The 19,244-nt window shown below is 69.2% G+C and carries 18 protein-coding genes; 7 read left to right on the top strand and 11 right to left on the bottom strand.

Translation table 11 applies throughout. The annotated features are described in order from the left end of the window. Positions 1-34: 34 nt before the first annotated feature. Positions 35-424 (top strand): DUF2784 domain-containing protein, encoded by a 390-nt coding sequence (locus B8W69_RS12280; RefSeq protein WP_165762599.1) that lies wholly within the window; start codon positions 35-37, stop codon positions 422-424. Between the two features lie 396 nt (positions 425-820). Continuing rightward, positions 821-1,393 (top strand): MarR family winged helix-turn-helix transcriptional regulator, encoded by a 573-nt coding sequence (locus tag B8W69_RS12290; RefSeq protein WP_085290089.1) that lies wholly within the window; start codon positions 821-823, stop codon positions 1,391-1,393. Here B8W69_RS12290 and B8W69_RS12295 read toward each other — a convergent pair. Both B8W69_RS12295 and fni read right to left on the bottom strand, forming a co-directional pair. Further along, positions 1,390-2,640, bottom strand: coding sequence for a glycosyltransferase (locus B8W69_RS12295; RefSeq protein WP_085290090.1), 1,251 nt, complete (start codon positions 2,638-2,640; stop codon positions 1,390-1,392). The genes B8W69_RS12290 and B8W69_RS12295 overlap by 4 nt on opposite strands. An 11-nt stretch (positions 2,641-2,651) precedes the next feature. Continuing rightward, positions 2,652-3,698 (bottom strand): type 2 isopentenyl-diphosphate Delta-isomerase, encoded by a 1,047-nt coding sequence (fni, locus tag B8W69_RS12300; RefSeq protein ID WP_085290091.1) that lies wholly within the window; start codon positions 3,696-3,698, stop codon positions 2,652-2,654. Between the two features lie 146 nt (positions 3,699-3,844). Here fni and B8W69_RS12305 point away from each other — a divergent pair, with 146 nt between their 5' ends. The 3 genes from B8W69_RS12305 to B8W69_RS12315 are packed head-to-tail and all read left to right on the top strand — an operon-like array spanning position 3,845 to position 7,758. Further along, the gene (locus B8W69_RS12305) at positions 3,845-5,950 is read left to right on the top strand and encodes an MMPL family transporter (RefSeq protein WP_085290092.1); all 2,106 of its coding nucleotides are present in this window, start codon (positions 3,845-3,847) and stop codon (positions 5,948-5,950) included. Continuing rightward, entirely contained in the window at positions 5,947-6,426 is a 480-nt protein-coding gene (locus B8W69_RS12310; protein WP_085290093.1) for a TspO/MBR family protein, read from the top strand. The genes B8W69_RS12305 and B8W69_RS12310 overlap by 4 nt, the downstream gene beginning before the upstream one ends. A gap of 3 nt (positions 6,427-6,429) precedes the next feature. Continuing rightward, complete coding sequence (locus B8W69_RS12315; protein WP_085290094.1) at positions 6,430-7,758, top strand: cryptochrome/photolyase family protein; 1,329 nt, start codon at positions 6,430-6,432, stop codon at positions 7,756-7,758. 63 nt (positions 7,759-7,821) lie between these two features. Here B8W69_RS12315 and B8W69_RS12320 read toward each other — a convergent pair whose 3' ends face one another. Continuing rightward, entirely contained in the window at positions 7,822-8,559 is a 738-nt protein-coding gene (locus tag B8W69_RS12320) for an acyltransferase (RefSeq protein ID WP_085290095.1), read from the bottom strand. Between the two features lie 136 nt (positions 8,560-8,695). Between B8W69_RS12320 and B8W69_RS12325 the strand changes: the two genes are divergently transcribed. Together B8W69_RS12325 and B8W69_RS12330 are read left to right on the top strand one after the other, a co-directional pair. Then, on the top strand, positions 8,696-10,018 hold the full coding sequence (locus B8W69_RS12325; protein ID WP_085290096.1) for a BamB-related PQQ repeat family beta-propellar protein: 1,323 nt from the start codon (positions 8,696-8,698) through the stop codon (positions 10,016-10,018). An 18-nt stretch (positions 10,019-10,036) separates the two neighbouring features. Next, positions 10,037-10,426, top strand: coding sequence for a hypothetical protein (locus B8W69_RS12330; RefSeq protein WP_085290097.1), 390 nt, complete (start codon positions 10,037-10,039; stop codon positions 10,424-10,426). 60 nt (positions 10,427-10,486) lie between these two features. On the opposite strand, the gene B8W69_RS12335 is transcribed toward B8W69_RS12330, so the two are convergent. From B8W69_RS12335 to ctaD, 8 genes are all read right to left on the bottom strand, one after another. Next, the gene (locus B8W69_RS12335) at positions 10,487-11,170 is read right to left on the bottom strand and encodes an esterase (RefSeq protein ID WP_085290098.1); all 684 of its coding nucleotides are present in this window, start codon (positions 11,168-11,170) and stop codon (positions 10,487-10,489) included. A gap of 70 nt (positions 11,171-11,240) precedes the next feature. Continuing rightward, complete coding sequence (locus B8W69_RS12340) at positions 11,241-12,422, bottom strand: THUMP-like domain-containing protein (protein ID WP_181447389.1); 1,182 nt, start codon at positions 12,420-12,422, stop codon at positions 11,241-11,243. A 64-nt stretch (positions 12,423-12,486) separates the two neighbouring features. Next, positions 12,487-13,458: a class I SAM-dependent methyltransferase gene (locus B8W69_RS12345; protein WP_085290099.1), complete on the bottom strand. Its 972-nt coding sequence runs from the start codon at positions 13,456-13,458 to the stop codon at positions 12,487-12,489. Positions 13,459-13,468: 10 nt separating this feature from the next. Continuing rightward, positions 13,469-14,233: an enoyl-CoA hydratase gene (locus tag B8W69_RS12350; protein ID WP_110881917.1), complete on the bottom strand. Its 765-nt coding sequence runs from the start codon at positions 14,231-14,233 to the stop codon at positions 13,469-13,471. After that, positions 14,230-15,048, bottom strand: a complete 819-nt coding sequence (locus B8W69_RS12355) for an NUDIX hydrolase (protein ID WP_085290101.1) — start codon at positions 15,046-15,048, stop codon at positions 14,230-14,232. The genes B8W69_RS12350 and B8W69_RS12355 overlap by 4 nt, the downstream gene beginning before the upstream one ends. Then, on the bottom strand, positions 15,045-15,920 hold the full coding sequence (locus tag B8W69_RS12360; protein WP_085290102.1) for an ABC transporter ATP-binding protein: 876 nt from the start codon (positions 15,918-15,920) through the stop codon (positions 15,045-15,047). The genes B8W69_RS12355 and B8W69_RS12360 overlap by 4 nt, the downstream gene beginning before the upstream one ends. A gap of 83 nt (positions 15,921-16,003) precedes the next feature. Further along, a complete protein-coding gene (gene serB / locus B8W69_RS12365; protein ID WP_085290103.1) occupies positions 16,004-17,242 on the bottom strand; it encodes a phosphoserine phosphatase SerB in 1,239 nt (412 codons plus the stop codon). A 15-nt stretch (positions 17,243-17,257) separates the two neighbouring features. Continuing rightward, positions 17,258-19,018, bottom strand: a complete 1,761-nt coding sequence (gene ctaD / locus B8W69_RS12370) for an aa3-type cytochrome oxidase subunit I (protein ID WP_110881918.1) — start codon at positions 19,016-19,018, stop codon at positions 17,258-17,260. Positions 19,019-19,244: the final 226 nt, after the last annotated feature.

Raw genomic sequence — 19,244 nt, forward strand, 5'->3', positions numbered from 1 at the left:
CGGGGCCAGGCGCCCCGCGTGGAAGAATTCAACCGTGCGCAAGCCCTACGTCGCTGTCGTCGCTGTGGCCGTCGGCGCTCACCTGGCGTACCTGCTGTACGTGCCGAGCGGGGGCTTCCTCGCGTTGCGCTGGCCGAGGACCATCGTGCTGCACGTGCCGGCGGTGGCCTGGGGCGTCGCGGTCGTGGTGCTCAGGCTGCGGTGCCCGCTGACGTCGGTGGAATCGTGGGCGCGCCGTCGCGCAAAGATGGATCCGCTGCCCACGTCCGGATTCATCGACCGTTACGTCACCGGATATTTCGTGCCGCCCGGGCGCGTCGGCGCCGCGCAGTCGCTGGCGTTCACCGCCGCCGCCGTCTCATGGGGTGTATTCGCCCGCCGGGGCATTGGTCGCGGGGGCCGCGGCATGCCGACCACCGGTTGACCTCCGCCGCACCACCCACAGCACACCACCTACGAGCAGGACCGCCAGGACGATCACGATGGGCCACACGGCCAGCTGCGCGAACCACAAACGTCGTTGCAGGCGCAACACTTTGCGCTCCGCGCGCCCCAGGCGCCGGGAAGTCTCGATGACAGTCATCGTCACACCAGATACCCGGGGCGTATCCGTTCAAACCGCCTCGCGGCGCACCAAAACCTACCCAGTTGATGAATCGCTGCGCCCGCCGGCCGCGGCTGAGCCGCCGCGGGTGCCGTAGGCTGATGCCACCGATCGCACCGGGACGCTGCGGGGCTGTTTGCTCTCAGTGCATGCCCGGCCGCGATCAGCGGTCGCCGATAGGCTGGCCGGCGTATCTTGCAAGAAGGATGCGGTTAAGTGACCAAGCGCGCCGCCGCTGACCGGCGATTAGACCGGGCCGAACTCGAGAAATTGATGTCGGCCGACATGCGCGCGATCACTGCGCAGTCCGACCGTATCGGCCGCCACTTCGCCCGCCAGAACGACGTCAGCGGCACCGACTTCCACGCGTTGCTGCACATCATGGTCGCCGAAACCGCCGGAGAACCGTTGACCGCGGCACAGCTGCGACGGCGCATGGACGTGTCACCGGCCGCGATCACCTATCTCGTCGATCGCATGATCGACGCCGGCCACGTCCGGCGCGAACCCGATCCGCAGGACCGGCGCAAGACCCTGCTCCGCTACGAGAAGCCGGGGATGGCCCTGGCCCGGTCGTTTTTCACTCCCCTTGGCGCCGAACTACATACCGCGCTGGCCGACCTACCCGATCGCGACCTGGCGGCCGCACATCGGGTGTTCACGTCGATGATCGAGGCGATGGTGAGCTTCGAATCCCGGCTCGTCGCACCGAGTCCCAAAGCGCCCGCGCCCGAACCGAAGCGCGCGACGGCCAAAGGCCGTCGCAGCCCGGTGAAACGCGGCGTCTAGTGAACCGGCCACTCGGCCGCGCAGCCCAGTAGCCGCTGCTCGATCAGGTCGGCACCGCGGACCACGCCCCCCGTCGCCGCGAATCCGGCCGCCACCCGGGCCGCACCGACGGCCATCGTCATCGCCTCGCGCACCTTGGCCCTCAGCCGCGCCGCGGTGAGCTTCTTCGCGGCCAGGCGGGTGCCGCAGCGCGCAACCTCGACCCGCCGCGCCACCTCGGCCTGGTCGCGGGCGAACGGCACGACGCAGACCGGCACGCCGCGATCGAGGGCCTTCAGCGTCGTGCCCATGCCGCCGTGCGTGATGGCGCAGCTGGCCTTGGCGAGGATGGCCGCGTGCGGCACGAACCGGCATACGGTCGCGTTCGCCGGCCGCGGCAGATCGGCGGGTACACCGGCCGGAAACGTCGCCACCACATGAACGTCCTCGTCGGCCAGCGCGCGCAAGGCGATTCGCCCCAAGGCCTCGTCGGCCTGCCGTAGCGAGGAGGTGTTCACCAGCACCATCGGACGATCGATGGCGTCGATCCACTCCGGTGTGGCAGTCGGTGTGGGCTCGAACACGCACGCGCCGATGTGGTGCACCAGACCGGCCCATCCGGGATGCGGGTACTCGAACGGCTCGCCACCCACGGCCAGCACCAGCGGCGCGCGCCGCATGAAGTCGTCCACCGATGTCACCGGAGGCACGCCCAGCTCGGCGCGAATCACGTTGACGCGGGGCAACATTGGCCGGTCGAACACGTGCCTGACGATGGGGCGCACCCCGGCGTCCCGGATGTCACCGGCGATGCCCGGCAGTGGACGCATTCCTGGACCGAACGGCGGCACGCCGCGGGAGCGAAGGTACGGGGTGAACGGCGAGAAGAGCAGCCACGGAATATCGCCGGCGTCCGCGGCCGACAAGGCGCCCCAGCAATTCGCATCCACGATGACCGCATCCGGTCGGATCGCGTCCACCGCCCGCCGAAAGTCGCCGACCTCCAGCACCGCCCGGCGGCACAGCACGTCGATCGATAACCGCAGCACTCCCAGAGCGTTTCGTGCCTGCCAGTCGTTGCCGGCGATCGCCTCGATGTCCGGGTCGACCGGCTCGGCGTGGACGCCGACCGATCGCATCGCCGCGACGCCGGCCGACATGGTGCGCAGGTGGACGCCATGGCCGCGCTGGGCCAGCTCGGCCAGTAGGCCCCCGGTCGGCAGCAGATGTCCCAGGGCCGGCGAACCGTACGCCAAGATGACGGCCACGTCGCGCGGGCCTAGGCCACGCCGATGAGGTCGACATCGCGCAGGTCCGCCAGCTTTGCGGCGCCACAGCCGTGCAGGCAGACCCTGAGTTCGTCGATGAACGGCTGCAGCCAATCGACCACGGCCGCAGTCGATTCGATCGCAGCGCGCAGCAGCGGCCGCGCCACCGCCACCACATCGGCGCCCAGCGCGATCGCCTTGGCCGCATCCATGCCGGTGCGGATGCCGCCGGATGCCACCAACGGGATCGCCGGCAGCACCTCACGCACCTCGACGATCGCGCGGGCGGTGGGGACGCCCCAATCGGCCAGCTGTGGATAGCGCAGTTCGCCGTAGCGCACGAACTGCTCGACCCGCGACCACGACGTGCCGCCGGCGCCCGCGACGTCGATTCCGGCGACCGGCAATTCACCTTCTCCCCCAACGAGTTCCGTGGCTGCCGCGCGACCGATCCCGTGGCCCACCTCCTTGAGCAATACCGGATAGCCGATGCTGTCGGCCGCCTCGCGCAGCCTGCTCAGAGACCCGGAGAAATCGGTGTCACCGTTGTGCTGCATGGCTTCCTGAAGCGGATTGGTATGCACGGCAAGTGCGTCGGCGCCCACCCGGTCAAGGGCCTTGGCCAGATCCGGCACGGCGGTCTTCGTCAGTTGCGCCAGGCCGATGTTGCCGAACAGCAACACATCCGGGGCGACGTCGCGCACGGCGAAGCTGTCCGCGGCGCGCTCCCCCAGCGCACTGTCCAGCATGATGCGCTGCGAGCCCAGCATCATGCCCAGGCCCAGCTGCTGGGCCGCGGCCGCCAGATTGCGATTGATCGTCTTTGACAGCTCGGCGCCCCCGGTCATCGCGCCGATGAGTATCGGCGAGCGCAGGTTCGCACCGAAAAAGCCGGTGGACAAGTCGATGTCGCCCAGGTTCGTCTGCGTCAGCGCGTTGTACGGCAATGCGTAGCGGTCCAGCCCGGTGGTGACGCCGTCGTAGCCGACCGGCTCGTTCAGGCAGACGTTGATGTGGCGCCGCTTGCGGGCGGTCATCTCCCCCCTGTCAGCGGTCATGGCAGGTACCCCCTCGCGTCCGACACTGCCCCCGCCCGGCGTTTCATAATGTCCATATTGCCCCCTCTTGCGTACCGCCGGTGCTGCCGCGTGGCGATGCGTCATTTCAGTTGATTAATGTTTAACAAACTGAAAGGGTTGTATTCGTGGTGTGGGATTACCTGGCCGCCGCTGTGACGCGCCCGCGTTCATGGCTGCTCGCGCTGGTCACGGCCCTGCTGGGTGTCGCATTCATGGTTCTCGTCGGCGGCAACGCCGCCGCGGGTCAATCCCCGCAGTGGGTTCCGGTATCAGCCCAATCCGCGCAGGTCGAAGCGCTGGCAAAGCAATTTCCCGGGGGTGACAAAGCCCCGCTGATCGTGGTGGTCAGCCGCAGCGATGGCCGGGTCCTCATCGCGGCCGATATCGCCGCAGCACAATCAGCACGCGATCGGGTGCAGGCGGCAGCGCAGCCCGGAGCGATCGCGGCGGCTCCTCTGATTCCCTCGCAGGATTACAAGGCCGTCCTCGCCGTCGTGCCGATCAGCGCCAGCCTGTCCGGGCTCGCCCTGGGCGACGCCGTCGCCACGCTGCGCACGGCCGCGGCCAGCGGTTTGCCCTCGGACCTGCAGGTCCACGTGACGGGCGGCCCGGCATTCGGCGCCGACATTGCCAGCGCCTTCACAGGCGCGAACATCACCCTGCTCGCCGTGACGACTGCGGTGGTGGCGCTGCTGCTGATCGCCACCTACCGCTCCCCGGTGCTGTGGCTGGTCCCGCTGCTCGTGGTCGGGTTCGCCGATCGGGTGGCCGCCGCGGTCGGCACGTCGGTGGCGTCGCTGACCGGGCTGAGCTTCGACGGTGCCACCTCCGGGATCACCAGCGTGCTGGTCTTCGGCGCCGGTACCAACTACGCACTGTTGCTGATCTCCCGGTATCGCCAGGAGCTCCGGCGCCAGTCCGCGCACCGCGCCGCGCTGCGTCATGCCATGCGCAGGGCGGCGCCGGCCATCGTCGCCAGCAACGCCACCGTGGTGCTGGCGCTGCTCACCCTGCTGTTCGCGTCCACCCCGAGCACCCGCAGCCTGGGCGCCCTGGCGGCGTGCGGCCTTGTGGTTGCCGCGATTTCGGTGCTGGTGATTCTGCCCCCGCTGCTGGCCGTGTGCGGCCGGCGATTGTTCTGGCCGTTCATCCCGGACGCCGGGGACGACGAAACCCTGGAATCCGGCGGCTGGCATCGCGTCGCCGAATGGGTGGGCGGGCGCCCCGCACTGGTCGCGGCGGTCGCCATCGCCGTGCTGGCTGCCCTTGGCGCCGGCCTGTTCGGGACCCGGATCGGTTTGTCGCAGACCGAGCAGTTCCGGGTCCGCGCGGATTCGGTAGCCGGTTACACCGTTGTGGCCGAACACTTTCCGGCCGGCTTAGCCAATCCCACCCTGGTCGTCACCCCGACCGATCACGCCGCACTCGTGCAGCGGGCGATCACGTCCACCCCCGGTGTCGTCTCGGCGACCGAGTCGGGCCGGTCGGGATCGGGGCGGACGAAGTGGTCGGTGGTGATCGACGCGCCGCCGTCGTCACAGCGGGCATTCGGCATCGTTGCCGCACTGCGGGATTCGACGCGGGCCGTCGATCCGCACGCGCTGGTGGGCGGCGCCGACGCACAGGCCCTGGACATCCGCGACGCGGCCACGCATGACCGGGTGCTGCTGATCCCGGCCATCCTGGCCGTCATCCTGATCGTCCTCTACGTGCTGCTGCGGTCGGCCCTCGCGCCACCGACGCTGCTGGCCGCGACGATTCTGGGCGCGCTGGCCGCGCTGGGCATGGGCGGCTGGGCGAGCCTGCACGTCTTCGGGTTCCCGGCGCTGGACAACACCACCCCGCTGTTCGCCTTTCTGTTCCTTGCGGCACTCGGCGTGGACTACACGATCTTCTTGGTCACCCGGGCCCGCGAGGAAGCCGCGCAGCACGGTGCCCGCGGGGGAATGGTGCGGGCGGTGTCGGCCACCGGGGGCGTGATCACCAGCGCGGGAATCGTTTTGGCCGCCGTGTTCTGCGTGCTCGGGGTGTTGCCGCTGATCGTCCTGACCCAGCTGGGCATCATCGTCGGCCTGGGCATCCTGCTCGACACCTTCGTGGTGCGCACGCTCGTCATCCCGGCCCTGTTCGCCCTCATCGGCGACCGGATCTGGTGGCCGACCAACCCTGCCCCCACCAAAGCCGTTGAGCAACAAGCGGACCGGAAACAACCAGAACGGAGCACACCGTGAACAGGTCGACACTGGCCGCGACCGGCCTGGCCGTCGCCGCTGCCGCCGGCACCGGAAGCATCGCCAGCAGCAACGCCATTCCCAGGTGGTACTCGCGGCTTCGCAAGCCCTCCTACCAGCCGCCCCGCGCCGCCTTTCCCACCGTGTGGACGACGCTCTACGCTGACATCGCGGGTACGGCAGCGGTGGCCATCGACCGGTTTCGCGCGGCCGGGCAGCACGACAAGGCACGCACCTACACCGTGGCGCTGGCGGTCAACCTGCTCCTGAATGCCGGATGGAGTTGGCTGTTCTTCGGGTATCACAAACTCGGCGCGAGCGCGGTCGGCGCCGCGGCGCTGACGGCCAGCAGCGCAGATCTGGTCAGGCGCACGGCCCAAGCCACGCCACGCGGCGGGCTGGCGTTGCTGCCCTACCCGCTGTGGTGTGGCTTCGCGACCATCCTGTCCACCCACATCTGGCGACTGAACCGATAGATCATGCCGGCACTGCTGTGGTTTCGCCGCGATCTGCGGTTGCGCGACCATCCGGCGCTGATCGCCGCGGCCGAGAACGACGAGGTGCTCGCCTGCTTCGTGCTCGATCCACGCCTGGAAAAGTCGTCGGGACAACGCCGGCTGCAGTACCTGGGTGACTCGCTGCGCCGGCTGCGCGACGATCTCGACGGCCGGCTCCTCGTCACCCGCGGGCAGCCCCACACGCAGATTCCGCGCATCGCCAAGGAAATCGATGCGTCATCGGTGCACGTCTCCGAGGACTACGCGCCGTTCGGTAAGCGCCGCGACGAGAAGGTCGGCGCAGCACTGGATTCGGTGCCGCTGGTGGCGACGGGGTCGCCGTATCTGGTCTCGCCCGGCCGCGTCACCAAGCCGGACGGCTCGTCTTACAAGGTGTTCACCCCGTTCCTGCGTCAGTGGCAAAAGACCGGCTGGCGCGAACCGGCGAAGTCGGACGCGGAGTTCGCACGCTGGCTGGATCCGGCGCAGCTGCGGATCGAGCAATGCGAGATCCCCGATCCCGGACCGGCCCTCGAGGTGGAAGCCGGCGAGGTGGCGGCGCGCAAGCAGTGGAAGTCGTTTGTGGACAAGGGATTACAGAGCTACGCCAAGGACCGCAACAGGCCGGACCTGACGGGGACCAGCCGCATGTCGGCGCACCTGAAGTTCGGCACCATTCATCCCCGCACCCTGGTCGCCGACCTGGACCTGCGCAGCGGCGGGGCACAAGCCTTCCTGCGGGAGTTGGCTTTTCGTGACTTCTACGCCGACGTGCTGCACCACTGGCCGGCCAGCGCCTGGCGCAACTGGAACAGCGACTTCGACGGCATCCAGACCGACACCGGCGCCGAGGCCAAACGCCGCTTCGAGGCGTGGAAAGCCGGCGAGACCGGATTTCCCTTCGTCGACGCCGGCATGCGCCAGCTGCGCCAGACCGGCTTCATGCACAACCGGGTGCGGATGATCGTGGCGTCGTTCCTGGTCAAGGACCTGCACCTGCCGTGGCAGTGGGGTGCCGAATGGTTCCTGGACCAGCTGGTGGACGGCGACATGGCGAACAACCAGCACGGCTGGCAGTGGTGTGCGGGTTGCGGTACCGATGCCGCACCCTACTTCCGGGTGTTCAACCCGATCACCCAGGGCGAGAAGTTCGACCCGTCCGGCACTTACGTCCGGCGCTGGGTACCCGAACTGCGCTCGGCCGACGACGTGCACCTGCGCAAGGGTGAGCGGCCGGACGGCTACCCGGCGCCCATCGTTGACCACGCCGCCGAGCGGACCGAGGCGCTGCGGCGCTACCAGAGCATCTGATCGCGGTTCGCCACTTCGGCGCCGCTGCCGCCCTGAGGGCGACGAGCAGCCGCAAGCGGAAGGCTAGCGCGCGGCCTTCTTGCGTTCGATGTCGGCCAGCGCGGCCGCCAGTTCGGCACGCTGCGCTGCCGAGCTCTCCCAGGCGAGCTGGCGGTTCTTGACCACCTTGGCCGGTGCTCCGACCGCGATCGAGAAGTCCGGGATCACCCCGCGGACCACCGCGTGAGACCCCAGCACGCAACCGCGTCCGACGGACGTGCCACGCAGCACCGACACCTTCACGCCCACCCAGGTGTCCGGCCCTATCCGCACCGGGGACTTGACGATGCCCTGGTCCTTGATCGGCATGTCGATGTTGTCCATGCGGTGGTCGAAATCGCAGACGTAGCACCAGTCGGCCATCAACACCGAATCGCCGAGCTCGATGTCGAGGTAGGCGTTGATGACGTTGTCGCGACCCAACACCACCTTGTCGCCGAACCGCAGCGAGCCTTCATGCGCGCGGATGGTGTTCTTGTCGCCGATGTGCACCCACCGGCCGATCTCGAGCTGCGCCAGCTCCGGCGTCGCGTGGATCTCCACGTCCTTGCCGAGGAACACCATGCCGCGGGTGATGATGTGCGGGTTGGCCAATTTGAACTTCAGCAGCCGCCAATAACGCACCAGGTACCACGGGGTGTACGCGCGGTTGCGCAGCACCCATTTCAGCGAGGCCAGCGTGAGGAACTTGGCCTGGCGCGGGTCCCGCAGGTTCGATCCACGCCAACGGCGATGGACCGGTGCACCCCACATGCTCGTCATGGCCGGACAGCCTAACTCGATCAATCGTAAGCCCGCGAACCGCCACGGGTTACCCTCACCTGTACTCGATTGCCGCCCCACGGCCGGATCCGCCCGCGCGCGGCCCGCCACGCGAAAAGGATTGGGAAAACCGAAGGTGCTTGCCCGACAACTCGTCAGTGGGCTCCGGCGTTCGTCATCCGTCGCGTTGGCGGCGGTGATCGCCATCGGGGCGGGCGCCTGCGGCAACACCGATTCCTGGGTCGACGCCTCGGCCGCGCAGGGCTGGCCGGCGCAGTACGCCGATGCCGCCAACAGCAGCTACACCGCCACCGACGGGGCCTCCAAGCTCTCACTGCAGTGGACCCGGTCGGTCAAGGGAAGCCTGGCCGCCGGGCCGGCGCTGAGCGCGCGGGGTTATCTGGCCCTCAACGCCCAAACCTCGGCGGGATGCTCGCTGATGGAATGGGAGAACAACAACAACGGGCGGCAGCGCTGGTGCGTGCGTCTGGCCCAGGGCGGCGGCTTCGGCGGCCCGCTGCTCGACGGATTCGACAACCTCTACGTCGGCCAGCCCGGAACGCTCCTGTCTTTCCCGGTGACCCAGTGGACGCGGTGGCGCCAGCCGGTGATCGGCATGCCCACCACGCCGCGATTCGTCGGGCAAGGCGCGCTCCTGGTGGCCACGCACCTGGGACAGGTGCTGGTCTTCGACTCCCATCGCGGCCAGGTGTCGGGGAGCCCGCTCGACCTGGTCGACGGCGTCGACCCCACCGACGCCGCGCGCGGGCTGGCCGACTGCGCACCCGCCCGCCAGGGCTGCCCCGTCGCGGCCGCGCCCGCCTTCTCGGCGGCCAACGGGATGGTGGTGATCGGTGTCTGGCAGCCCGGCGCTCCCGCCGCGGGCCTGGTCGGGCTCAAGTACCACCCGGGGCAGACGCCGCTGCTGACCCGCGAATGGACCAGCGACGCCGTGGGCGCCGGTGTCATCGCCAGCCCCGTGCTGTCGGCCGACGGATCGACCGTCTACGTCAACGGTCGCGACCAGCGACTGTGGGCGCTGCGCGCCGCCGACGCAAAGGTGAAATGGTCGGTGCCGCTGGGCTTCTTGGCGCAGACGCCGCCCGCGGTCACCCCGCAGGGGCTGATCGTCACCGGCGGCGGGCCCGACACGAAGCTGGCGGCGTTCAAGGACGCCGGCGATCACGCCGATCAGGTGTGGCGCCGCGACGACGTCCTGCCCCTGTCGACGTCGAGCCTGGCCGGCGGCGGCATCGGCTACACGGTGGCCGGCGGCCCCCCGGCGAACGGCGCACCCGGCATGTCGCTTCTGATCTTCGATCCGGGCAGCGGCCGCACGCTGGGCAGCTACCCGATGCCGGCGGCGACCGGGTATCCGGTCGGGGTATCGGTCGGCACCGATCGCCGGGTGGTGGCCGCCACCAGCGACGGCCAGGTTTACGGTTTTGCCCCAGCCTGACCCGGACATACTCGTGTAGTGCCGATCGATGAATCCGCGGCGCCAGGCGTCGCGACCAACAAGACCACCGCAAGCCCGCGCGGCAGCACCGCCGACATCGTGGCGACGTCCGTCCTGCTGGTCATCCACGGCGGCCTCTATGGAGCGAGCTTTGTGCTGCTGGGCCTGCTGGTGATGACCACCGATCCCTGCGGGTCCCGAAAATGCGGCGATCCCGCCTGGATCGACCGGGCCATGAACCTGGGCACCTGGGGCGGCGCCGCCCTCCTGGTCGTCGACATCGTCGTCGCCGTGTATTTCCTGGTGCGGCAGCGGCGGGCGTTCTTCGTCCCGCTCATCGGTTGCATCGCGCAAGTGGCGCTGGCGCTGGGCGCCGTGGCGATGGAGTTGCAGGCCGGCCCAGCCTGAGGGTCCAGTCCGATGGTGGCGACCCACTGCGCCCGGCTACGCCACGCTTGCGATCACCACTTAGATCGCCAGCGGCGGGATGGCGTTGCGCGGCACCTGGGCCTGCAACGGCCCGCCGAACGCCGGCAGCATCTCGCCCGGGGCGAAGTAGAAGATCAGCTGGTCGTCGGTGATGGCGAAGTTCTGATAGTGCGTCGGGTCATGTCCCGTCGACGGCAGAATCGCGGCGCCCAAAGGGGTTTGGCGTTCCAGGTCGCGCTGCACGATCGGGAAGATGGCGTCCAGCGGCGTGGCGCCCGGAGGAAACAGGTTGTCGAAGGTGATGGGCTGCTTGGTGCCCAGGTTGTAGTTGAACGCCTTGTACCAGATCGACGAGTGCGCTCCCCCGACATCCTGGAAGAACTTGAGCACGACGCTGCGGGTGTTGTGTGGTGGCTGTCCGGCGAAGCGCTGCTCGGTGGTGGCCTCGAGCTGGTAGGGCTGGTCGCGCCCCCCGGAACTCTGCGCGACGGCGACGAAGCCGTCGCGGTTCTGGGTGACGTAGTCGGCCAGCGCTTGCCCGTCCGGATAGTCGGCGGGAAAGGCCATGTTGAGCGTGTAGTTGGGGCCGGTGGCGTGCAGGCGGCACATCTGGCCGTCCTCGACGCTGCCGCCCAGGCTGGCGCACGACGGTGGGTCGGCCGCCGCCGGCCAGCCCACCAAGACCGCCGCCGCGAACAGCCCAGCGGCTACCAGGTAACGCATCGTGGGATTGTCCTCGCAAACTGGCCAGGGCCGGTGACCCGGAGAAGTGACGCCGCTAGCGTACCCGGCGCTATCGGGAGGGTTGGCAAACGAACGCCATCGCCCGGCCGGCGCTGCCCGCACCGATGCGGGCGATGACTACCGACAGCGATCGGCTCCCGCGCAATCGCATCCGTTTGCGCAGCGCGTCCGGGTCCACCCGCACCCCGCGGACCAGGATCTCCAGCGAACCGCAGTCCAGTGCCGACAGGGCCTGGCGAAGCCGGCGTTCGTCGAAGACCAGCTGCTCGAGCACCTCGAACCCGCGGTCCGCCGCGGGCAGCCGATCGCCGGAGAGGTAGGCGATGTCGGGATCGAGCTGCCACAGCCCGTACCGCGCGCCGTACTGGCGCACCAGCCCTGCCCGCACCACCGCACCGTCCGGGTCGACGATCCAGCGTCCGACCGGCCGCACCGGGCAGTCGTCGGGGTCGTCGTCGGTGAGCTGCTCACCGCGATCCAGCAGGCTCGCCCGCCGGCCCACGCCGGGCCGGGCCAGTCCCGCCGACCACAGGCAGGCTTCCCGGACGGAGCCGCGATACGACGTCACCTCGATCTCCCCGTCGAAGCCCAGGCGTCGCACCTCATTGAAATCGATTCCGGGAGCGCACTTTACGACGAATTCCCGGTCGTGGTAGGCGTCGAGCAGCGAGCCCAGGGCGGGCCGGTAGTCGTCGATGCGCAATCGCCGCCGACCCTCAACGCGCCGCGCCGGGTCGACGACGAGCACGGCGTCGCGGGTGACCGGGCGCAGCGCGTCGGCGCGGCAGATCCAGGCCGACTCCTGCACGTTGTGGCGCGCCATCGCCAGCCGCACCGGATCGATATCGCTGCCCAGCGCGGCGATCCCGCAGGCGCTCAGCGCGGCGAGTTCGGTGCCGATCGAACAGGTCGCGTCGTGCACCACGACGCCGCCGTCCCCGGCCAGCCGCCTGGCCCGGTGCAACGCCACCGGCGCCGCGGTGGCCTGCTGCAGCGCCTCGTCGGTGAAGAGCCAATCCGACACTCCGAGCTCGCCCAGTTTTTCCAAGGCGCGGCGGCGCAACAACACCGTCTCCACCAACACCGCGGCCCGGTCACCGAATTGGGCGCGCACCGCGGCGACATCGGCGACCAGGGAGGCGTCGGTCAGTTCGAGTTCGGCGACCGCCTCCAGCGCCGCGGCACCCGCGTGCGACCGCAGATAGCCGACGTCGTCCGTGCTAAACCTGATTGCCGGCTCCTCCTCACGCCGTGCGCGTCCCGCATCGTCGCCGGGCTGAAGCGCAGCCCAACGCTCAGGAGGGTTTGACCCCGGTCACCATCACGTTGTAGAACCAGCCCTTCGGGACCACGCGACGCCACACGTTGGCGTCCACCCAGCTCAGCGTCTTCCAGCCGGTGAAGGCGAATTTCGCCCAGCCCCAGCCCAACCGCCCCGGCGGCACCGACGCCTCGAAGGTGCGCACCGGCCAGCCGAACATCGCGGCGGTGAACTCTTCGCTGACGGTCCGCACCTCGGTGGCGCCGGCGCTGGCGGCCATCCGCTCCAGGTCACCCGGGGTGAACGTGTGCAGGTCGACGATCGCCTCGAGCGCGGCGGCCCGGGAGGATTCGTCCAGCTCGGCCTGCGGGCGCCGCCAGCTCCCCAGGCCGGGCAGCTTGGTGACGTTGGTGGCGATCCGCCAGGTCAGGGTCGACAGCTCGCGGGCGTAGACGTCGCCGGCGCTGGTCGGCTCGCCGGCGAAGACGAACCGGCCACCCGGGCGCAGCACCCGGATCACCTCGCGCAGCGACAGCTCCACATCGGGGATGTGGTGCAGCACCGCGTGCCCGACGACCAGGTCGAAGGTGTTGTCCTCGTACGGGATGCCCTCGGCGTCGGCGACGCGGCCGTCGATGTCGAGGCCCAGCGACTGGCCGTTGCGGGTGGCGACCTTGACCATGCCCGGCGACAGGTCGGTCACCGATCCCCGCCGGGCGACGCCGGACTGGATCAGGTTGAGCAGGAAAAACCCTGTGCCGCAGCCTAATTCGAGGGCCCGGTCGTAGGGCAGCTCGCGCAGCACCTCGTCGGGCACGATGGCGTCGAAGCGACCGCGGGCGTAGTCGATGCAGCGCTGGTCATAGGAGATCGACCACTTGTCGTCGTACGTCTCGGCTTCCCAGTCGTGGTAGAGCACCTGGGCCAGCTTGCTGTCGTGCCGGGCGGCTTCCACCTGCTCGGCGGTGGCGTGAGGCGTCGGAACGGCGTCGGTCGAACTGGTCATGCAGGGCAGCCTAACGGCCGCCGGGATCCGCCATATCACCACCGCCCTGACCAGCGGTGAATACCTCGACGTAGCGGCGGCGTTCGGCGGCGAGCCGCTCGGGGAGTTGCAGATCGAACACGTCGTTGATCCCGGCTTTGGCGGCGGCCAGCGCGAGCGGCGGCCCGTCGAGGAAGCGGCGCGCCCACCTGGCGGCGGCGTCGTAGACGTCGTCGGGGGCCACCATGTCGTCGATGAGACCCAGCGCCAGGGCCTCCTCGGCGTCGAAGAAGCGGCCGCTGAATACCAGCTCCTTGGCCTTGCTCGCGCCGGCCACCCGGGTCAGGCGGGCCATCGCGTCGCCGCCGGGCACCAGGCCGGCCAGGATCTCGGTCGCGCCGAACTTCACGTTGTCGCCGCTGACCCGCCAGTCGGCGGCCAGGGCCAGGGTGAGCCCGGCGCCCAGCGCGTAGCCGGTGATCGCGGCGACAGTCGGCTTGGGGATCGTGGCCACGGCGTCGACGGCCTCCTGCCGCACCCGCGCCAGGCTTTCGACCTCGGAGCCCCGCAGCGTCCGCAGCTCGGGTATGTCGTCGCCCGCGGAGAAGATCTCGTGGCCGCCGAACAGGATCACCACGGCCACGTCGTCGCGCCTGCCCAATTCCTCGGCCGCCGCGATGACCTCCCGGTAGACCTGGCGAGTCATCGCGTTGGTAGGTGGGCGCGACAGCAGCAACATGGCCAGCCCGGCGTCCTGCGAGCCGTCGCTGACCACGACGCTGACGAACTCGCTCAATGCGGCCACCCCAGGCCGCCCGCTTCCCGCGCCTGGTGGTAGCGGTCGGAATCGAAGAACTCGAACACCCAGTTGTCGCCCCGGATCTCCAGGTGCGGTTGCACCGGCACGATCTGGCGTTCGACGGCCAGCACCTCGGCCACGGTCCGCCCGGCCAGGGAGTCCAGCTGCGTCCACGTCGGCGGCAGCAGGAAGCAGCGTCCGGCTTCGAACTCGTCGATCGCGGCCCGGGGTGCCATCCAGCCGGCGAGGTCGGATTCGGTGTTCTCGCCGTCGGCGCGCTGCCCCTGCGGCAGCGCGCCCACGAAGAAATAGGTGTCGTAGCGGCGGGTGCGCTCGGCCTCCGGGGTGACCCAGTTGGCCCACGGCCGCAGCAGGTCGGACCGCAGCACCAGGTTTTCCTGGCGCAGGAAGTCGGCGAAGGACAGCGACCGTTCGGCCAGCGCCCGTCGGGCCTCGCCGTACACCGTGGCGTCGCCGACGATGCCGTCCGGGTCGTCCGCCGGCCCGGCGAACAGCACCCCCGACTCCTCGAACGTCTCGCGGGCAGCGGCGCACACCAGCGCCTCGGCCAGGTCGGGATCGATGCCGAACCGCTGCGCCCACCACTGCGGCGGCGGACCGGCCCACGCGATGTCGGCGTTGCGGTCGCGGTCGTCGACACCGCCACCGGGGAACACCACAGTGCCCGCGGCGAACTCCATTTGGGCGTGCCTGCGCATCAGGAAGACCGCGATGCCGCCCGGGTCGTCGCGGACCAGCATCACGGTGGCGGCCGGCCGTGCGACCAGCGGGGGTTCGTCGGTTGACGTCATAACGGCCTCCGGTGGGCTGCGCGGGTGCGGACTCGCCGCGCGAAATAGCGTCCGTCGACGACGTCGAGGGCGATCGCTTGGCCGAACGCGGTGGACAGGTTCTCAGCGGTCAGCACGTCGGTCAGCAATCCCGCGGCGACCACCTCGGCCTCCGAGAGCAGCATGCAGTGGCTGAAGCCGGGCGGGATCTCCTCGACGTGGTGGGTGACCAGCACCAGGGCCGGCGCGTCGGGGTCGGCGGCCAGGTCGGCCAGCCGGGCGACCAGTTCCTCCCGGCCGCCCAGATCCAGTCCGGCGGCGGGCTCGTCGAGCAGCAGCAGCTCGGGGTCGGTCATCAGCGCGCGGGCAATCAGCACCCGCTTGCGCTCGCCCTCGGACAGCGTGCCGTAGGTGCGCTCCGCGAGGTGCTCGGCGCCCAGGCTCTCCAGCATGTCGATGGCCCGTTGGTAGTCGACGGCCTCGTAGCGCTCCCGCCACCGGCCCAGCACCGCGTAGCCGGCAGAGACGACGAGATCGCGCACCACCTCGTCGGTGGGTATCCGTTGGGCCAAAGCCGAGGAGCTGAGCCCGATCCGGGCCCGCAACTCGGTGACATCGACGCGGCCCAGCCGCTCGCCGAGCACGAAAGCGATGCCGGACGAGGGATGTTCGGCCGCCGCGGCGATCCGCAACAGCGAGGTCTTGCCGGCACCGTTGGGTCCAACGATCACCCAGCGTTCGTCGAGTTCGACCGCCCAATCCAGCGGCCCGACCAAGACGTTGCCGCCGCGCCGCAGCGACACCTGCCTGAAGTCGAGCAGCAGATCCGGGTCGGCTGACTCGCTAGTCTGGTCGGTTCTACCCTCGGATTCTCTCGAATCCTCGGGCTTCACCTCCGGCTTCCGTTTTCGGGCACCCGACCATCGTGCCGTACCGCGGCGCTCGAATACCTGTCGGGTCGCCGCGCTTGCGAGCGCTACGGGTTGGGCGGGATCTCGACCCGGCGGACCTCGCCGTCGACCGCATCGGCGGCCTCGATTTCGCCGCGGGTCACACCCAGCAGAAACAGCACCGTGTCCAGGTAGGGGTGGCTCAGCGACGCGTCGGCGACCTCGCGCAGCGCCGGCTTGGCGTTGAACGCGATCCCCAGTCCGGCGGCGGCCAGCATGTCGATGTCGTTGGCGCCGTCGCCCACGGCGACGGTCTGCGCCATCGGCACCCCGACCTGGTTCGCGAATTCCCTTAGCGCCGTGGCCTTTCCGGCCCGGTCGACGATGGGGCCGATGACCCGTCCGGTGAGAGTGCCGTCGACGATCTCCAGCTCGTTGGCCGCGACGTAGTCCAGCATCAGCTCCTCGGCCAACGGTTCGATTATCCGGCGGAAGCCGCCGGACACGACGCCGCAGGCATAACCCAGGCGCCGCAGGGTCCGCAGCGTGGTGCGGGCGCCGGGCATCAGTTCGAGCTGGTCGGCGACCTCGTCGATCACGCTGGCGGGCAGGCCCGCCAGCGTCGCCACCCGCTGCTCGAGCGACTGCGCGAAGTCCAGCTCGCCGCGCATCGCGGCGTCGGTGATCGCGGCGACCTTGCCCTCGGCACCGGCCCGGGCCGCCAGCATCTCGATGACCTCGCCCTGCACCAGCGTCGAGTCGACGTCGAACACGATGAGCCGCTTGGCACGTCGTTCCAGGCTGTAGTCCTCGACCGCGATGTCTACCTGTTCTTCGCTGGACACCCGGTTCAGGGCGGTGCGCAGCGCGCCGTCCGCGCCCGGCGGCACCGACACGCGCAGCTCCAGGCCGATCACCGGATAGTCGGAGACGCCGCGGATCAGGTCGATGTTGACGCCCAGGCCCGCCACCTCGCGGGCCACCGCGCCGAACGCGCCGGCGGTGATGGGCCGGCCCAGCACGAAAATGGTGTGGGTCGAGGGCTCCCGCATGATCGGCACGTCGTCGCTGCGCTCGATGCTGACATCGAGACCGACCTTGTGGATGGCCGATTCGACGTCGTCGCGCAACTGCGCGCTGTCCGCGACCTCGGCCGGGCAGCACACCAGCACGCCCAGCGTCAGTCGGTGCCTGATCACCACCTGTTCGACGTTGAGCAGCTCGACCCCGTGCCGTGACAGCGCCTCGAACAGGGTCGCCGTCACGCCCGGTTGATCCACGCCGGTGACAGTGATCAGCACCGACACCTTCGGTGGTGAGCTCACTCCCGCCAGCTGTCGTTACTGCTCAGGAGTCGAGCGATCGGGTTCGGTTCGCGGACCGAAGCCCTTCGGCGACTCGAGAGCCGTGGCGTGGCGGCCCACATGCGCCTCGGCGCGGAGCCGCTCCACCATGTGCGGGTAGTGCAGTTCGAATGCCGGGCGCTCCGAACGGATTCGGGGCAGCTCGGTGAAGTTGTGCCGCGGCGGCGGGCAGCTGGTGGCCCATTCCAGGGAGTTGCCGTAGCCCCACGGGTCGTCGACCGTGACGACCTCGCCGTACCGCCAGCTCTTGAAGACGTTCCAGACGAACGGGAACATCGACGCGCCCAGGATGAAGGCGCCCACCGTCGAGGCGACGTTGTAGGGCTGGAAGCCGTCGCTGGGCAGGTAGTCCGCGTAGCGGCGCGGCATGCCCAGGTCGCCCAGCCAGTGCTGCACCAGGAAGGTGGTGTGGAACCCGATGAACGTCAGCCAGAAGTGCAGCTTGCCCAGCCGCTCGTCGAGCAGCCGGCCGGTCATCTTCGGGAACCAGAAGTACACACCGCCGAAGGTGGCGAACACGATGGTGCCGAACAGCACGTAGTGGAAATGCGCGACCACGAAGTAGCTGTCGGTGACGTGGAAGTCCAGCGGCGGGCTGGCCAGCATCACGCCGGTCAGACCACCCAGTAGGAAGGTGATCAGGAAGCCGACGCAGAACAGCATCGGCGTCTCAAAGGTGATCTGCCCCTTCCACATCGTGCCGATCCAGTTGAAGAATTTGATCCCGGTGGGCACCGCGATCAGGTACGTCATGAACGAAAAGAACGGCAGCAGAACGGCTCCGGTGGCGAACATGTGGTGCGCCCACACGGCGACCGACAGAGCCGCGATCGACAGGGTCGCGTAAACCAGCGTGGTGTAACCGAAGACCGGCTTGCGCGAGAACACCGGGATGATCTCGGTGATGATGCCGAAGAACGGCAACGCGATGATGTACACCTCGGGATGGCCGAAGAACCAGAACAGGTGTTGCCACAACAAGACTCCGCCGTTGGCGGCGTCGTAGACGTGAGCGCCCAGATGTCGGTCGGCGGCCAGCCCGAACAGCGCCGCGGTCAGGATCGGGAACGCGATCAGGATCAGGATCGAGGTCACCAGGATGTTCCAGGTGAAGATCGGCATCCGGAACATGGTCATGCCGGGCGCGCGCATGCACACCACGGTGGTGATCATGTTGACCGCACCCAGGATGGTGCCCAGACCGGCGACGATCAGGCCGGTGATCCACAGGTCTCCCCCGGCGCCGGGTGAGTGCACGGCGTCAGAGAGCGGCGTGTAAGCGGTCCAGCCGAAGTCGGCGGCCCCGCCCGGGACGATGAAGCCGGACGCAACGATCAGGCCGCCGAACAGGAACAGCCAGAACGAGAAGGCGTTCAGCCGCGGGAAGGCGACGTCGGGGGCGCCGATCTGCAGCGGCAGCACCAGGTTGGCGAAACCGAACACCACCGGGGTGGCGTACAGCAGCAGCATGATCGTGCCGTGCATGGTGAACAGCTGGTTGAACTGCTCGTTCGACAGGAACTGCAGCCCAGGAGCGGCCAGCTCGGTGCGCATCAGCAACGCCATCAGCCCGCCCATGAAGAAGAAGACGAAGCAGGTGACGGTGTACATGATGCCGATCATCTTGTGATCGGTCGTGGTGATCAGTTTGTAGACGAGGTTCCCTTTGGGGCCCATGCGGTCCGGGTACGGACGAACGGCCTCGAGTTCTCCCAAGGGGGGCGCTTCGGCTGTCAACAGCTTCTCCAAACATCCAGATCGGACACCGGCCCAAATTCGGTATTGAGACGAATCTTAGCCGTCGTTCATGGCGACGTCAGGGCTGGTCCTACAAACTGTCGTAAATGGCTCACCGGTGCGGCGCGTCCGTCGGCGGGGCGGCGCCACGCTGGCCGAATGGTGGCGATCCGCTTCGCCCGGCTCCGCCGCGCTCGCGATCGCCACGCTGGCCGGATGTTAGCGT

The sequence above is a fragment of the Mycolicibacterium vulneris genome, assembly GCF_002104765.1.
GTDB classification, from domain to species: Bacteria; Actinomycetota; Actinomycetes; order Mycobacteriales; family Mycobacteriaceae; genus Mycobacterium; species Mycobacterium vulneris.

What these genes read in the sequence shown, in the direction of transcription:
- fni (WP_085290091.1), bottom strand. Translation starts at nt 3,698, where the DNA reads ATGACCGCTGACAGGGGGGAGATGACCGCCCGCAAGCGGCGCCACATC.
- B8W69_RS12315 (WP_085290094.1), top strand. Translation starts at nt 6,430, where the DNA reads ATGCCGGCACTGCTGTGGTTTCGCCGCGATCTGCGGTTGCGCGACCAT.
- B8W69_RS12320 (WP_085290095.1), bottom strand. Translation starts at nt 8,559, where the DNA reads ATGACGAGCATGTGGGGTGCACCGGTCCATCGCCGTTGGCGTGGATCG.
- B8W69_RS12335 (WP_085290098.1), bottom strand. Translation starts at nt 11,170, where the DNA reads ATGCGTTACCTGGTAGCCGCTGGGCTGTTCGCGGCGGCGGTCTTGGTG.
- B8W69_RS12345 (WP_085290099.1), bottom strand. Translation starts at nt 13,458, where the DNA reads ATGACCAGTTCGACCGACGCCGTTCCGACGCCTCACGCCACCGCCGAG.
- B8W69_RS12355 (WP_085290101.1), bottom strand. Translation starts at nt 15,048, where the DNA reads ATGACGTCAACCGACGAACCCCCGCTGGTCGCACGGCCGGCCGCCACC.